The 15,183-nt window shown below is 61.3% G+C and carries 11 protein-coding genes; 8 read left to right on the plus strand and 3 right to left on the minus strand.

The window, feature by feature from the left end:
- Nucleotides 1-384: 384 nt before the first annotated feature.
- Nucleotides 385-4,035: a vitamin B12-dependent ribonucleotide reductase gene (locus FGE21_RS05090; protein ID WP_139662208.1), complete on the plus strand. Its 3,651-nt coding sequence runs from the start codon at nucleotides 385-387 to the stop codon at nucleotides 4,033-4,035.
- Between the two features lie 313 nt (nucleotides 4,036-4,348).
- Here FGE21_RS05090 and FGE21_RS05095 read toward each other — a convergent pair whose 3' ends face one another.
- Complete coding sequence (locus FGE21_RS05095) at nucleotides 4,349-5,896, minus strand: trimethylamine methyltransferase family protein (RefSeq protein WP_139662209.1); 1,548 nt, start codon at nucleotides 5,894-5,896, stop codon at nucleotides 4,349-4,351.
- Between the two features lie 477 nt (nucleotides 5,897-6,373).
- Here FGE21_RS05095 and FGE21_RS05100 point away from each other — a divergent pair, with 477 nt between their 5' ends.
- The 4 genes from FGE21_RS05100 to FGE21_RS05115 all read left to right on the plus strand — a co-directional run bounded on the left by FGE21_RS05100 (nucleotide 6,374) and on the right by FGE21_RS05115 (nucleotide 10,900).
- Nucleotides 6,374-6,892, plus strand: coding sequence for a hypothetical protein (locus FGE21_RS05100; protein ID WP_139662210.1), 519 nt, complete (start codon nucleotides 6,374-6,376; stop codon nucleotides 6,890-6,892).
- A 240-nt stretch (nucleotides 6,893-7,132) separates the two neighbouring features.
- Nucleotides 7,133-8,503 carry a cysteine--tRNA ligase gene (gene cysS / locus FGE21_RS05105; protein ID WP_139662211.1) on the plus strand — a complete coding sequence of 457 codons (1,371 nt, stop codon included), beginning with the start codon at nucleotides 7,133-7,135 and terminating at the stop codon, nucleotides 8,501-8,503.
- Complete coding sequence (gene cimA / locus FGE21_RS05110) at nucleotides 8,503-10,134, plus strand: citramalate synthase (protein WP_139662212.1); 1,632 nt, start codon at nucleotides 8,503-8,505, stop codon at nucleotides 10,132-10,134. Before cysS ends, cimA begins: the two co-directional genes overlap by 1 nt.
- Nucleotides 10,124-10,900, plus strand: coding sequence for a squalene/phytoene synthase family protein (locus FGE21_RS05115; protein WP_139662213.1), 777 nt, complete (start codon nucleotides 10,124-10,126; stop codon nucleotides 10,898-10,900). The genes cimA and FGE21_RS05115 overlap by 11 nt, the downstream gene beginning before the upstream one ends.
- A 5-nt stretch (nucleotides 10,901-10,905) precedes the next feature.
- Here the strand turns inward: FGE21_RS05115 and FGE21_RS05120 are convergent, their stop codons facing one another.
- A complete protein-coding gene (locus tag FGE21_RS05120) occupies nucleotides 10,906-12,129 on the minus strand; it encodes an MFS transporter (RefSeq protein ID WP_139662214.1) in 1,224 nt (407 codons plus the stop codon).
- A gap of 78 nt (nucleotides 12,130-12,207) precedes the next feature.
- Between FGE21_RS05120 and FGE21_RS05125 the strand changes: the two genes are divergently transcribed.
- Both FGE21_RS05125 and FGE21_RS05130 read left to right on the plus strand, forming a co-directional pair.
- Nucleotides 12,208-12,840, plus strand: a complete 633-nt coding sequence (locus FGE21_RS05125; protein ID WP_139662215.1) for a DNA-3-methyladenine glycosylase — start codon at nucleotides 12,208-12,210, stop codon at nucleotides 12,838-12,840.
- On the plus strand, nucleotides 12,837-13,502 hold the full coding sequence (locus FGE21_RS05130) for an alpha/beta hydrolase (RefSeq protein WP_139662216.1): 666 nt from the start codon (nucleotides 12,837-12,839) through the stop codon (nucleotides 13,500-13,502). The genes FGE21_RS05125 and FGE21_RS05130 overlap by 4 nt, the downstream gene beginning before the upstream one ends.
- 8 nt (nucleotides 13,503-13,510) lie before the next feature.
- On the opposite strand, the gene FGE21_RS05135 is transcribed toward FGE21_RS05130, so the two are convergent.
- Nucleotides 13,511-14,206, minus strand: a complete 696-nt coding sequence (locus FGE21_RS05135; protein ID WP_139662217.1) for a pseudouridine synthase — start codon at nucleotides 14,204-14,206, stop codon at nucleotides 13,511-13,513.
- Nucleotides 14,207-14,465: 259 nt separating this feature from the next.
- On the opposite strand from FGE21_RS05135, the gene FGE21_RS05140 reads away from it, so the two are divergent.
- Nucleotides 14,466-15,050, plus strand: coding sequence for an HNH endonuclease (locus FGE21_RS05140; RefSeq protein ID WP_139662298.1), 585 nt, complete (start codon nucleotides 14,466-14,468; stop codon nucleotides 15,048-15,050).
- The last annotated feature ends 133 nt before the right edge of the window (nucleotides 15,051-15,183 follow it).

Consider the following 15,183-nt stretch of genomic DNA (forward strand, 5'->3'; position numbering starts at 1 on the left):
ACATTCCATTAACCCACATCATAAGAACCCTATTCGACCCATCGACCTGTGGATGAATCGGGGCGCAGTCTGACCCTCGAAACGGTTGAGATGGTCAACAGATTTGAATCCCAAAAAAAGAGATTTTTGCCGTTGACCATCTAGGGGGACTTACGCGACATTGTGGCTGTCGCTGGGGTCAGCACTAGATATTGAGATATATTTACGCCAACCCCCAAAGCAGCTCTTCGAGCAAAACCGCTGAAATCGGGCCGGTATATGGTCCAGGAGCGTGGGGCATCCCATCGCTTTGCGAGGCGTCTTTTGCTCGGCCGCAGGCGGCAAGTGAGGTTGGTGCCTGTGCATCAGAACGACAATACGAGACAGAACGGAACGGATGTGGCCATGAGAATTGAACGTCATTTTACCAAAGCAGGTCAGGACGCTTACGCTGCTTTGAAGTTCGTCGGCGCCACATCTGAAATCCGCAACCCGGATGGCACCATCGTCTTCCGCCAGGAAGGCATCGAAGTTCCCTCCAGCTGGAGCCAGGTTGCCAGCGATGTGATCGCGCAGAAATATTTTCGCAAAGCCGGAGTGCCCTCGCGCCTGAAGAAGGTGCGGGAAAAAGACGTACCGTCGTTCCTGTGGCGCTCTGTGCCTGCGGATGACGACGTAGAGTTCGGCGGTGAAACCTCCTCCAAACAAGTCTTTGACCGGCTTGCGGGGGCCTGGGCCTACTGGGGCTGGAAGGGCGGCTACTTCTCCTCAGAAGAGGACGCCCGCGCGTATTTCGACGAGATGCGCTATATGCTCGCCAGCCAGCGCGCGGCGCCGAATTCCCCGCAGTGGTTCAACACCGGATTGCATTGGGCCTATGGCATCGACGGCCCTGCGCAGGGGCACCACTATGTCGATTACAAGACCGGCAAGCTGACAAAATCCAACAGTGCCTACGAGCATCCGCAGCCGCACGCCTGTTTCATTCAATCTGTCTCTGATGATCTGGTGCAGGACGGCGGCATCATGGATCTCTGGGTGCGCGAGGCCCGCCTGTTCAAATACGGCTCCGGCACCGGCACCAACTTCAGCCACCTGCGGGCAGAAGGGGAAAAGCTCTCCGGCGGGGGCAAATCGTCCGGCCTGATGGGGTTCCTGAAAATCGGCGACCGGGCAGCCGGCGCGATCAAATCCGGCGGTACCACACGCCGCGCGGCCAAGATGGTCATCGTCGATGCTGACCACCCCGATATTGAACAATTCATCGATTGGAAGGTGCTGGAAGAGCAGAAAGTTGCCTCCATCGTCGCCGGATCCAAGATGCATGAGAAGATGCTCAACGGCATTTTTGCAGCTCTGCGCAGCTGGGATGGTCTGGCCGAGGACGCCTATGATCCGGCCGAGAACCCCGCCCTGAAGACCGCGATCCGCGAAGCCAAGAAAGTCGCAATTCCAGAGACCTACATCAAACGGGTGCTGGATTATGCCAAACAGGGCTATGACAGTATCGAGTTCCCGACCTATGACACCGATTGGGACTCCGAGGCCTATAGCTCCGTGTCCGGCCAGAACTCCAACAACTCCATTCGGGTGACCAACGCGTTTTTGCACGCGATCAAGAAGGACGCCGACTGGGAGTTGCTCAACCGCACAGACGGCAAGGTCGCCAAGACCGTGAAAGCGCGGGATCTGTGGGAAAAGGTCGGCCATGCGGCCTGGGCCTGCGCCGATCCGGGCATCCAGTTTCATGACACCGTCAACGAATGGCATACCTGTCCCGAAGACGGCGAAATCCGTGGCTCCAACCCGTGCTCGGAATACATGTTCCTGGACGATACAGCCTGCAATCTGGCTTCGCTGAACCTGCTGACCTTCCTCAAGGATGGGGTGTTCCAGGCAGAAGATTTCATGCACGCCTGCCGCCTGTGGACGCTGACGCTGGAAATCTCGGTCATGATGGCGCAGTTCCCGTCCAAGGAAATTGCGCAACTGTCCTATGATTTCAGGACCCTGGGCCTTGGCTATGCCAATATCGGCGGCCTGCTGATGAACATGGGCTACAGCTATGACAGCGACGAGGGACGGGCGCTCTGCGGATCGCTGACCGCGATCATGACCGGTGTGGCCTATGCCACCTCTGCCGAGGTCGCCTCCGAGCTGGGTGCCTTTGCCGGATACGAACGCAACGCCGAGCATATGCTGCGGGTGATGCGCAACCACCGGAATGCGGCCTATGGCGCCACCGAAGGTTATGACGGGCTGACCGTCAAACCGGTGCCGCTCGATCTTCAGAACTGCCCCGATGCACGGCTGACCGAGCTGGCCATGAGCGCATGGGACGAGGCGGTCAGCCTTGGCGAGAAACATGGATACCGGAACGCGCAATCCACCGTGATTGCCCCCACCGGCACCATCGGTCTGGTGATGGATTGCGACACCACCGGGATTGAGCCGGACTTTGCCCTGGTGAAATTCAAAAAGCTCGCAGGCGGTGGCTATTTCAAGATCATCAACCGCTCGGTTCCGTCCGCCCTCGAAGGGCTGGGGTATTCCTCCTCGCAGATCGAGGAAATCGTCTCTTACGCGGTTGGTCACGGATCCATCGGCAATGCGCCGGGCATCAACCATACCTCCCTCACCGGGCATGGGTTCGGACCCAATGAGCTGGCCAAGATCGACGCCGCCCTCGAGAGCGCCTTTGACATCCGGTTCGTGTTCAACCAATGGACCTTGGGCGAAGAGTTCTGCACCGGTGTTCTGGGCATTCCCACCGACAAGCTGACCGATCCGACTTTTGATCTTTTGCGCCACCTTGGCTTCACCAAATCCGACATCGATGCGGCGAATGATCACGTCTGTGGCACGATGACATTGGAAGGGGCGCCCTTCCTCAAGGAAGAACACTACGCGATCTTTGACTGCGCCAATCCCTGTGGCAAAAAAGGCAAGCGTTATCTGAACGTTGAGAGCCATATTCGGATGATGGCCGCGGCGCAGAGCTTTATCTCCGGGGCAATTTCCAAGACCATCAACATGGCCAACTCGGCCTCGATCGAAGACTGTCTGAAGGCCTATGAGTTGAGCTGGTCGTTGGGCGTGAAGGCGAATGCCTTGTATCGCGATGGTTCAAAACTCAGCCAGCCTCTGGCCGCGTCGCTTGTTGAAAATGACGACGAGGCCGCCGAGATCCTCGAGAGCGGATCGGTGCCGGAAAAAGTCACGACACTGGCGGAAAAGATCGTAGAGAAGATCGTCGTCAAGGAGGTGCTGAAGTCCCACCGCACCAAGATGCCCCAACGCCGCAAGGGCTATACCCAAAAAGCAGTGGTCGGGGGACACAAGGTCTATTTGCGCACCGGCGAATATCAGGACGGCACACTCGGCGAGATCTTCATCGATATGCACAAGGAAGGCGCAGGCTTTCGGGCGATGATGAACAACTTTGCCATCGCCGTCTCGGTCGGGCTGCAATATGGCGTGCCGCTGGAGGAGTTCGTCGACGCCTTCACCTTCACCAAGTTTGAACCCGCCGGCATGGTTCAGGGCAACGACTCGATCAAGAACGCGACCTCCATCCTCGACTATGTGTTCCGGGAACTGGCGGTGTCCTACCTCGACCGGACCGATCTCGCTCATGTGAAACCGGAAGGGGCCAGCTTTGATGACCTCGGCCGGGGCGACGCAGAAGAGGGGCTCTCCAATCTGTCAGAGCTGAGTGACGGCGCCGCGTCCAAGTCCCTGGAAGTTCTGAAACAAATCTCATCGACGGGCTATCTGCGCAAGCGTCTGCCACAGGAGCTTGTAGTCTTTCAGGGCGGTCAGACCAGCGTTGCGGTCACCGCGCTCACCCCCGGCACCGATCCGGTTGCCGCCCTGCAGACCCTGGTCCCGGAGGCAGGCGAGGCCTCGGTTCCGACAGGCATGGACGCGCGCACAAAGGCAAAGATGCAGGGCTATGAGGGCGATCCTTGCGGAGAATGCGGCAACTACACGTTGGTGCGCAACGGCACCTGCATGAAATGCAACACCTGCGGCTCCACTTCGGGCTGCAGCTAGGGCGATTTCCCGGCGCGACCCGCGCCGGCACACGACACCGCATCCGTGGGGCTTTCCACATTGGCGATGCGTAGGGGACGGCAGAAGATCCGCGCGCTCCCCGACGAAACAGGAGATACGTGCGTATTGCGTGCCTTCAACCCCATCGAGAGCGTGACCGGCGCTTTTGATTGATGTCTGGAGCGGGTGCGCTCGCTCCATACGCCGAGATGGACCAGGCAAGAAAAAACACCGGGCGGTCAATGAAAAGAGCCTGATCGGCGAAACTGACCCCCTCTGTCACAGAGGGGGTCTTTTTGTGTCTGAAACAGGGCTATGCCGACAGGTGGATCCGGAAGTTGTCCCGGAGCCGCAGGTCCAGATCGGGCGCAAACCGGGCCGGAGCGCGCTGTGCAAGGATCGCCTCCTTGCGTGCGGTGGCGCGCGCCACAAGATCCGGTTTGCCCCGTTCCACCCATTCTTTTGGCGAGGTGCGGTCGCCGAGCGTCGGATAGACATAGTCGCGCTGCATCCGGTTGAGCGTCTGGCCGGTGCCAAGATAGTGACCGCTGCCGCCCAGACAAACCTCGGCCATCTGATCGAGCGCGAGCGTCTCATCCGTCACTTCGATCCCGCGCACGCAGCGCAAGGCCTGACCGATCAGATCGTCCCCCAGCACAAGGCTTTCGTGACAGAAGCCCAGAAGGGACGCATGCATGCCCGCAGCCTCGTAGATCATGTTCAACCCCGAGAGCCCCGCCATGACATTGGAGCACATCTGTTCCCATCCGGCCTGCATGTCGGGCAGTTTGCTGTCGGCAATTCCGGCCGCCGCGCCACCCGGAAGCCCATAGAAGTGATGCATCTGCGCGCAGCCGGCGCTGAGCAGGGCCTGCTCTCCCGAGCCGCCGGTCATGGCCCCCGTCCGCAAATCAAGGCCGAAGGGCCAGGTGCCAAAAATTGTGGGGTGTCCGGGCTTTAGCGTGTTTACGTAAACCACCCCGGCAAGACATTCGGCGACCGCCTGAACGATTGCACCCGCGACGGTGGACGGCGCCGTCGCCCCGGCCATGCCGGCCGACAGCAACAGCACGGGCATGCCCGCATGGATGCAGCCCTCCATCACCAGACAGGCCTCGGTGGCAAATTTCATCGGCGGTACCACGAAGCAGTTGGAATTGGACACAAACGGCCGCGCGCGCCAGCTGGCCTCACTCCCGGCAATCATATGCAGCATGTTCATCGCCGGCGCGACATAGGCGGGATCCGTAAAGGACGTGCCGATGTGTTTGAAGGTGCCGGAGGTACAGGCATAGATGGTGTTGAGATCCATCTCCAGATTGTCGGCGATATCGCGGCAGACCATGGGCCGCTGCACAAAGTGGATATTGTCGAGGGCATCGCAGATCCGGGCGGCATCGTGGAGATCCTGAACGGTGCAGTCGCGATAGTGGCGGCCGTCCACATCCACCAGATGCACCGCCGCGCCGGCCGTTCCGTAATGGACCCGCTGACCGCTCAGGTCGAGATCGGTCGCGCCATCGCGGCTGCAGAGGGTCACGGACCGGTTCGCCAGCGCCAGCATATCCTCGACCAGTGCGCGCGGAAACCGCAGACGCCCGTCATCGCCCAGCACACAGCCCGCCGCAGTCAGTCGCGCAACACCAGAGGCCGGAGCGTCGGCCAGCCCGATACGCTCCAGCGCCTCAAGGGCGGCGTGGTGGATGCGCAGGATCTCAGGCTCGGTCAGCACCTTGAGGCTGCCGCCCGTCAGGCCGGGGCGGATCGCGCGGAGGTCATCAGTCAGAGGGGCCGAACGGGCGGCACGACGGGCAGCACGCCCGCCAGAGCGCCCTGCAGATACAGGTTTTTCAAAGGTCATTGGGGTCTCTCGGTCCAGGGAAGTGGGAATTACGCTTGACGACACATCAAGTGACCCTTGGGCGCCCCCGGGCCGCACGCCCTCGCGCCGCACCAATGGTCCGGCTGACGATATGGATGATGCAAAGCGGTTCCTGCATGCGACGCCTCCCAACAGGATCAGGCTAGGCGCAGAGCTTTTGGCGATTCTGTCCCACTTGCGACCTGCGTCAGAAAAACGACGTAAATTTAGTCCCGGACGACGGCGGGGATCGGCATGGAGCGCCTGAGTGGAGCGCCCTACGTAGCCCGGCAACGCCATCTTCTCAGGCCTTTATGGCGTGCAGGCCTGGGGGTATGCGCGTCGCGATCGTTGCCTGCGATGACTCCGGGATCTGAACGAACTGTTAATCATAATATGCGACCATTCCGTCGAGCCATATCCAACCAAAACTGAACATTCACGTCGCTGCCTTGCGCCAGTTTGAAGGACACCCTCATGGTGAATGAAGCTCTCCATCGCAGCGGCACAAACCCGATTGTCCGTTGCGGCATGATCGCGGGACTGTTGGCCTCTGCGCCCGCCTTTGTCCGCGCCGAAGATTGGTCGGGGCGTTTTCTGGGCGCGTGGAGCCGGGACAGCACGATGGCAGCGCCGCGGACTGAGGTTTTTCCGGATCCGGGGGAGATCGGCGCCCGGGCGCTGAATGATATGCCACCTATTGATTTATTTGACCTCGAACAGGGGCTTGCCGGGATGGAAGAGCAGACCACGGGGGCCGGCCACGTCGGCGGTGGCTTTGGATCCGGGCCACGGTTTTACATGCTGGATGGCAGCGCAGGCACCGTTCTTCACGGGGCCGACGATCCGGCGATGCCAGGTGTCGGGATGGAGGTGCAGCTGTCCTCGCAGGTGACATTGCGGGGCTCGCTCAGCAGCGGCGACAATGGCGAGGGGCGGCCCTCACTGGCGCCGGAGTATCGGCAATTGGGCGTCACAGCGGCGTTTCGATTTTAGCACCGCGGCCCATGATCGGCCGAGGGCTTGGCGAATTTGTCCTGATGTGATAGGCGGACCTCATGACACGAGTTGAAACCCTCATTTCCGCCTGTATTGCCTGCTGAACGTTCTGCGGGCTGGTTTCTGTCGTTCCATTTATTCTGACAAGTTGCTAAGCCCGCGCTGCGCGCAATGCTGTTGCATCGGCCTCCGGGTCGACCTGTGGCGCCGGGCCGAGCTGATGTCGAAGGAGCTGACATGACGACGATCAAACTGCACAACACCAAAACCCGGACAAAACAGGATTTTGTGCCCATCGATCCGGAAAACGTGCGGATGTATGTCTGTGGCCCGACCGTCTACGACCGGGCGCATCTGGGCAATGCTCGTCCCGTGGTCGTCTTTGACGTGCTCTATCGGCTGTTGCGTCACATATATGGCCCAGAGCACGTCACCTACGCTCGAAATTTCACCGATGTGGATGACAAGATCAACGCGCGGGCAAAGGAAAGCGGGCGGCAGATTGCCGAGATCACAGCCGAAACCACAGAGTGGTTTCTGGCGGATATGGGCGCTCTCGGGGCGTTGGAGCCGGACCATATGCCACGCGCGACGGCCTATATACCGCAGATGGTCACGATGATTGCGGATCTGATCCGCAAGGGTCACGCCTATGAGGCGGAGGGCCACGTTCTGTTTGCCGTCGACAGCTGGAAGGACCGATACGGACAGCTGTCGGGACGCTCCGTCGATGACATGATTGCAGGCGCAAGGGTCGAGGTGGCCCCCTACAAGAAGAACCCGATGGATTTTGTGCTCTGGAAACCGTCTGCTGCGGATCAGCCGGGCTGGGACAGCCCCTGGGGGCGCGGGCGGCCGGGCTGGCATATCGAGTGTTCGGCCATGAGCCATGATCTGCTGGGGGACAGTTTCGACATTCACGGCGGTGGCAACGACCTGATGTTCCCGCATCACGAAAACGAGATTGCGCAGAGCTGCTGCGCGCATCCGGAAGGCGACTTCGCACATTATTGGCTGCACAATGAAATGCTTCAGGTCGAGGGCAAGAAAATGTCCAAGAGCCTGGGGAATTTCTTTACCGTCCGCGACCTGCTGGATCAGGGGGTGCCGGGGGAGGTGGTTCGGTTTGTGTTTCTTCAGACCCATTACCGCAAGCCGATGGACTGGACCGAGAAAAAGGCCCGTGAGGCCGAAGCGACGTTGCGCAGGTGGCGGGCGCTGACAGCGGGCATCGAACCCGCTGCCAGCGCTGCTGCCGCGGTCGTTGAGGCACTCGCCGATGATCTCAACACCGCTGGCGCCATTTCGGAAATGCACCGGCTGGCGACTGTTGGCGATGCTGCGTCCCTGCTGGCGTCGGCGCGTCTGATTGGGATGCTGACTGATGAATTGGGCGCCTGGGCCAAAGCGCCTTCGGTGGATCTTTCGTCCCATGAGGCACGGCTGGCTGAGGCACGCCAGGCGGCAATGGCCAGCAAAGATTTCTCGGAAGTGGACCGCCTGAAAGCCGCCTACACGAAGGCGGGCCTTGAGGTGCGCATGTCCAAGACCGCAGTGGAACTGCTGCCCGGACCCGGCTTCGACGCCGCCAAACTGGAGGCGCTGTGATGCCTGAGAGGCTCTATCTGTATGACACTACGCTCAGGGATGGCCAGCAGACCCAAGGCGTGCAGTTCTCAACTTCGGAAAAAAAGAAGATCGCCCAGGCGCTTGACGACCTAGGTGTGGACTACATCGAAGGCGGCTGGCCCGGCGCCAACCCCACCGACAGCGCGTTTTTCGACGAGGCGCCCGAGACCCGTGCCCGGCTGACGGCCTTTGGCATGACCAAACGGGCGGGACGTTCAGCCGAAAATGACGAGGTGCTCGCAGCGGTGATGAATGCCTCGACCAAAAGCGTCTGCCTGGTGGGAAAGTCCCATGACTATCATGTGACCGCGGCATTGGGCATCACGCTGGAGGAAAACCTCGTGAATATTGCCCAATCGGTGGCGCATCTTGTGGCGCAGGGGCGCGAGGCCCTGTTTGATGCGGAGCACTTCTTTGACGGCTATAAAGCCAATCCGGACTATGCGCTCGCCGCCTGTCGCGCCGCACTGGACGCGGGCGCGCGTTGGATCGTTCTATGCGACACCAATGGTGGCAGCCTGCCCAGAGAGATCCACCGCATCGTCACCGAGGTCATCGCGGCCGGATTTCCCGGCAGCAAGCTCGGTATCCACACCCACAACGACACCGAAAACGCGGTCGCCTGTTCGCTGGCAGCAGTGGATGCCGGTGTCCGCCAGATACAGGGCACCCTCAATGGTCTGGGAGAGCGCTGCGGCAATGCGAATCTGACGACATTGATCCCGACATTGCTGCTGAAAGAGCCCTACAAGAGCGCCTATGAAACCGGAGTCCCGCAGGCGGCCCTGTCCCGGCTGACGAATGCGAGCCGGATGCTGGACGAGATCCTGAACCGGGTGCCTCAAAAGCAGGCGCCCTATGTGGGGGCCTCGGCCTTTGCGCATAAGGCGGGGCTGCATGCGAGCGCGATCCTGAAGGACCCCTCGACCTATGAACATGTGGATCCGTCGGTGGTCGGCAATTCCCGTATCATTCCGATGTCGAACCAGGCCGGGCAATCCAACCTGCGCAAGCGGCTGGCCGAGGCGGGGCTGGCGGTGGAAAAGGGCGATCCGGCGCTGGCCCGGATCCTCGATCGGGTCAAGGATCGCGAGGCCGAGGGATATTCATACGATACGGCCCAGGCCTCCTTTGAACTGCTGGCCCGGGATGAGCTGGGACAGTTGCCGAGCTACTTCGAGGTGAAACGCTACAAGGTCACGGTGGAGCGGCGCAAGAACAAGTACAACAAGATGGTCAGCCTGTCCGAGGCGGTCGTGGTCGTGAAAGTGGATGGGGAGAAGCTCCTTTCTGTCAGCGAGTCGATGGATGAGACTGGCAGCGACCGGGGGCCGGTCAATGCGTTGGCCAAGGCGCTGCGGAAGGATCTTGGGCGCTATTCGCAGGTTCTGGACGACATGCGGCTGGTCGACTTCAAGGTGCGGATCACCCAGGGCGGGATCGAGGCGGTGACCCGTGTCATCATCGACAGCGAAGACAGCAGGGGGCGGCGCTGGTCCACGGTCGGTGTCAGCGCGAACATCATCGATGCCTCCTTCGAGGCGCTTCTGGATGCCATGAACTGGAAGTTGTTGCGCGACGACAGGGCAGGGGCGGTGGATGCAGTTTGACGACGACCTGACGGCCTGCGCCGAGGCCGTCCACAAGGGCGACCCGGAGCGGTTCAGGGCGACGATGGCGGCGCCGGTCACCGCGCGGCCGCTGCTGTTTGCGCTCTATGCCTTCAATATCGAGATGTCGCGGGCGCCTTGGGCCAGTCAGGAGAGCATGATTGCCGAGATGCGGGTTCAGTGGTGGCGCGATGTGGGGGGCGAAATTGCCTCCGGCGCGCCCGTGCGGCGGCATTTCGTGGCAACGCCGCTGGCCCGGCTCCTTGATCCCGCCGCCGCACAGGCGATCGACGCGATGGCAGAGGCTCGGCGCTGGGATATCTACCGCGACCCATTCGAGGATGAAGCCGCGTTCGATCGGTATATTGACGCAACATCCGGCGGCTTGATGTGGATGGCCGCGGCCTCGCTCGGGCCCGCCGAAGAGCGCGTAGTCCGGGCCTATGCCTATGGGGTCGGACTGGCCAATTTCTTGCGCGCCATTCCGGAACTGGAGGCGCAAAAGCGGGTGCCGCTCCTGGATGGGACCGAAAAAGGGGTGCGGGAGCTGGCGGAACGCGGGTTGGACCGATTGGCACAGGCGCGCAAGGACCGTGCGCTGGTCTCGGCCGTCAGCCGTCCTGCGCTGTTGGCGGGGTGGCAGGCGGAGTCCACTCTACGGCAGGTGCTCTGCGATCCAGGCCGGGTGGCGGCGGGAACCCTCGGGCGCTCGGAGTTTCGCACCCGGCTATCGCTGATGTGGCAGGCCGGCACCGGACGCTGGTAGCCGTCTCAGCCCTTTTGGGGGCGGGCCTTGAGAACCAGCCACAAGAGCGCGCCGCCGGCCAGCATCAGGAAAGGCGCCATGGCCATATTCACCGCGGTCCAGCCCTCAACCGCATTGCCACCGGAACAGTTCATCAGCCCACCCGACGCCAGTGACGCCATTGTGACACCGCCAAAGACCAACAGGTCGTTCAACCCCTGCATACGGCCGCGTTCATAGGGTTCATGGGCGCTCGCCAGCATGGTGGTGGCACCGATGAACCCGAAGTTCCAGCCGATCCCCAACAGCACCAGCGCGAGAAAGAAGTTGCCGATCTCAACCCCCTGAAGCGCCACCGCGCCGGCGCATGACAGGATGACCAATCCCGCGCCGACGATTTTTTCAACGCCAAACCGCGCGATCAGATGGCCGGTAAAGAAGGAGGGGACATACATCGCCAGCACGTGACTGGTGACCACATCCGCAGCCCGGTTCTGGGAGAAGCCGCAACCGACAACCGCAAGCGGCGTCGAGGTCATCACCAGGTTCATCAGCGCATAGGACACCATCGCACAAATCACCGCCACGGCGATGGTCGGCGTCTGCAACAGCTCCAATCGACTGCGGCCTTTTGGGGTGTCTTCCTTTGGCGCCTCGGGGCGCGGTATGCGCAGGAAGGCAAAGAGCCCGACCCCGGCCACATTGACGGCGATCACCGCCAGATAGGTGCCGAGGAACGGAATCACAAAGGCGTCGCTGGTGGCCTTGACCAGCTGCGGGCCGACGATGGCCGACAACAGCCCGCCCGCCATGACATAGGAAATCGCCTTGGGCCGGTAGCTGTCGGACGCGGTATCGGCCGCGGCAAAGCGATAAAAACCCTGCGCGCTCATGTAGATACCGGTCATGAAACTGCCAATCAGAAAGACCGGGAAAGACCCGAGATAGAGCCCGTATCCTCCGATCAGACCGCCAAGGGCCCCGCCGATTGCGCCGACCACGAAGCCGATGCTGCGCCCGTATCGTTGCATGATCGCCGAAATCGGCGTGGCCGAGATCATTGATCCGGCGACAATCAGTGAAATCGGCAGGGTCGCGAGGCAGGGATTGCTGGCAAGCGATTGACCGGCCAAACCGCCAACGATGAAAATCATCGGCATTTGCGCGCCCAAAAAGGCCTGCGCGAGCACCAAAATCAGAACATTGCGTTTTGCGACGTGGTCGTCGGAGACGGAAAGGGGCATAGTCATGGCGATTGCGTAAACCTGTACAGGGGAAGGAACAAGCCACGTGCAATGCACCGATACAATTTTTGAGCCTCTGCCCGAATGACGACTGACCGCATCATCGAGACGCCCGCCTGCGTGGCAGAGGGGGCAGCATGGCTGGCGGAGCAGGATCGCCGCTTTGGCGATGCGCTGATGCTCACCGGTCCGCTGCCGTTGCGGCGCAAACCCGACGGCTTTGCCCAATTGCTGAGCGCGATCGTCAGCCAGCAGGTCAGCGTGGCCTCAGCCAACGCAATCTGGAACCGTCTGCAACAGGCGAATCTGGCGGGGCCGCGCAAGATCCTTCGGGCCAGCGATGACGACCTGCGTGCGGTGGGGCTGAGCCGCCAGAAAATTCGCTACGCCCGCGCCCTGGCCGAAGCCCGCATCGATTTCAAAGGCTTGCGCGGCAGAGAAACCGAAGATGTGATCGCTGAACTGACGCAGGTGTCGGGGATTGGGGTCTGGACCGCGGAAATCTACGCCATGTTCTCCCTCGGGCGGGCAGATGTTTTCGCGCCCGGTGATCTTGCCCTGCAGGAGGCCGCACGATTGCTGTTTGATCTCCCCGCACGTCCCAAGGAAAGAGAGCTGCGCCAGATGGCCGAGGACTGGTCCCCCTGGCGGTCAGTTGCAGCGCGGCTTTTGTGGGCCTATTACCATGTGGCAAAGGACAGGGAAGGGATCCGATGACTCGAGTTTTGAACGCCGGCCGCAAAGAGGCGCTGTCTGGCGAAACCCGCTCGGCGGTGGTGTTTTTACACGGCTACGGTGCGAATGGCGCCGACCTTTTGGGGCTGGCCGATCCGCTGGCAGAGCACCTGCCGGACACATTGTTTGTGGCGCCGGATGCGCCGGAGGCCTGCGCCGGGGCGCCGTTCGGGTTCCAATGGTTCCCAATCCCCTGGATCGACGGCTCCTCGGAAGAGGAATCCATGCGGGGTATGATGGCGGCGGTGGAGGACCTGAACGCCTTTCTCGATGCGCTGATGGTTGATGAGGATCTGCTGCCGGAACAGGTGGTTCTGTTCGGCTTTTCGCAGGGCACTATGATGAGCCTGCATGTGGCACCGCGACGCGAGGATGCTGTTGCGGGCATCGTTGCCTTTTCCGGGCGTCTGCTCTCGCCCGAGACCTTCCAGGACGAGGTCGTGAGCCGGATGCCGGTGTTGTTGGTGCACGGCGATCAGGATGATGTGGTGCCGCCACAGTCGCTGCCCGAAGCGGCGCAGGCGCTGCAGGACGCCGGGTTCCAGGACGTCTTTGCCCATGTGATGAAAGACACAGCCCATGGAATTGCCCCGGACGGGTTGAGCGTGGCGCTGGCGTTCATGCGGGACAAGCTGAGCCTCTGATCTGCCGCTCAGCGCTTTGTTTTTGAACGCGGTTTCCGGCGCGGAGACGTTTGGTTGGGCGCGCCGGATTTGTCGGACTGTGGTCTTGTGGCGGTGAGTGCTTTCCGGCGGGGCGGTTTCTGCGCGGGTTTTGGCGGCCCGGGAATGCGCGGTGGGTCAAGCACCTCCCACCGTCCCTGCGTCAGCCCGTCCAACGTCCAGGCTCCGATTGCATATCTGATCAACCGCAGGGTCGGGTAGCCCACAGCCGCCGTCATCCGGCGCACCTGGCGATTGCGTCCTTCCGCGATGCGCAGTTCGAGCCAGGAGGTCGGCACCGATTTTCGCGCCCGGATCGGAGGGGTCCGCGCCCAGAGCCCCTCCGGCTCTTCGATAGCGCGGGCCGTCGCAGGGCGGGTCAACCCGTCCTTCAGCTCGACCCCCTGGCGCAAGGCTGCAAGCGCCTGCGCATCAATCTGGCCTTCGACCTGCACCCAATATGTCTTTTCCAGCTTGTGCTTCGGATCGCTGATCCAGGCCTGCAACCTGCCGTCATCCGTCAGCAGCATCAGCCCTTCGCTGTCGCGGTCCAGCCGTCCGGCCGGGTAGACGCCCGGACAATCGATATAGGCGCTGAGGGTCGACCTCGGGCTGCCGTCGGTTCCGGCATCGGTAAATTGCGGCAGCACATCGAAGGGCTTGTTGAAACGGATCAGGCGAGTCATGCTGGCGTCCTACGTCCGTCCGCTGCCATGCGCAACCTTCGCGAAAGAGTGGCACGGATCCGGACGGCGGTTTTTGTGCCCGTTTTTTGCGCTGTGGATAACTGTCATGCCCCTGTAACGGAATCATCCTATTTCACACGATATCTGGTGTGTCGTGGGGGCTTGTCAGGTCTCGGCCACGATATATAGTCAAACGTAATCTGGAGCGTGGTCTCCGCTTTGGTGCCAGGTGGTGGCAAGCAGGACGAGGGTGACATATATGGACGGTGACTTCAGGACTGAATTCGTACGAGAGCCGAGCGCTCTGAAACAGCACCCGGCGCTGGTGTTGAATGCGGATTATCGTCCCTTGTCGTATTATCCATTGTCGCTGTGGCCCTGGCAGGATGCGGTCAAGGCGGCCTGGCTCGACCGGGTGGCCATTGTGGCCGAGTATGACGAAGTGGTGCGCAGCCCCAGTACTGAAATCCGAATACCTTCGGTCGTTGTACTGAAAGACTATGTAAAACCTCAAAAGCGCGTGGCCTTCACGCGCTTTAATTTATTTCTGAGGGATGAGTTTCATTGCCAGTACTGCGGCGCCAAGGGAGATCTGACGTTTGATCACGTGGTCCCCCGTGCGGCCGGCGGGGTGACCAGTTGGGAGAATGTGGTGGCCGCCTGTTCCAAGTGCAACCTCAAGAAAGGGTCCAAGTCACTGCACCGTGCGGGCATGAACCTGCGCAAACCGCCCCGCCGTCCTGCCGCAGAAGAGTTGCGCAATGTCGGCCGGAAGTTTCCGCCGGGCTACCTGCACGACAGTTGGATCGACTATCTGTATTGGGATAGTGAGCTCGACGCCTGAGACGCTGCAGTTTCGCGGCGAAAGCCAGCGTGAACAGATGGTTCCATGGTCTACCGGAGTTATACACCAGCGCGGACCGTCCGCCCGCGCAAAAATTATTGCATATTACCATGAGGCGATTAGTCTGAGCGTC

This window comes from Phaeobacter sp. B1627, assembly GCF_006265095.1.
Taxonomy (GTDB): Bacteria; Pseudomonadota; Alphaproteobacteria; order Rhodobacterales; family Rhodobacteraceae; genus Epibacterium.

What these genes read in the sequence shown, in the direction of transcription:
- cysS (WP_139662211.1), top strand. Translation starts at nt 7,133, where the DNA reads ATGACGACGATCAAACTGCACAACACCAAAACCCGGACAAAACAGGAT.
- FGE21_RS05135 (WP_139662217.1), bottom strand. Translation starts at nt 14,206, where the DNA reads ATGACTCGCCTGATCCGTTTCAACAAGCCCTTCGATGTGCTGCCGCAA.
- FGE21_RS05115 (WP_139662213.1), top strand. Translation starts at nt 10,124, where the DNA reads ATGCAGTTTGACGACGACCTGACGGCCTGCGCCGAGGCCGTCCACAAG.
- FGE21_RS05125 (WP_139662215.1), top strand. Translation starts at nt 12,208, where the DNA reads ATGACGACTGACCGCATCATCGAGACGCCCGCCTGCGTGGCAGAGGGG.
- FGE21_RS05095 (WP_139662209.1), bottom strand. Translation starts at nt 5,896, where the DNA reads ATGACCTTTGAAAAACCTGTATCTGCAGGGCGCTCTGGCGGGCGTGCT.
- FGE21_RS05090 (WP_139662208.1), top strand. Translation starts at nt 385, where the DNA reads ATGAGAATTGAACGTCATTTTACCAAAGCAGGTCAGGACGCTTACGCT.
- FGE21_RS05140 (WP_139662298.1), top strand. Translation starts at nt 14,466, where the DNA reads ATGGACGGTGACTTCAGGACTGAATTCGTACGAGAGCCGAGCGCTCTG.
- FGE21_RS05120 (WP_139662214.1), bottom strand. Translation starts at nt 12,129, where the DNA reads ATGACTATGCCCCTTTCCGTCTCCGACGACCACGTCGCAAAACGCAAT.
- FGE21_RS05100 (WP_139662210.1), top strand. Translation starts at nt 6,374, where the DNA reads ATGGTGAATGAAGCTCTCCATCGCAGCGGCACAAACCCGATTGTCCGT.
- FGE21_RS05130 (WP_139662216.1), top strand. Translation starts at nt 12,837, where the DNA reads ATGACTCGAGTTTTGAACGCCGGCCGCAAAGAGGCGCTGTCTGGCGAA.
- cimA (WP_139662212.1), top strand. Translation starts at nt 8,503, where the DNA reads ATGCCTGAGAGGCTCTATCTGTATGACACTACGCTCAGGGATGGCCAG.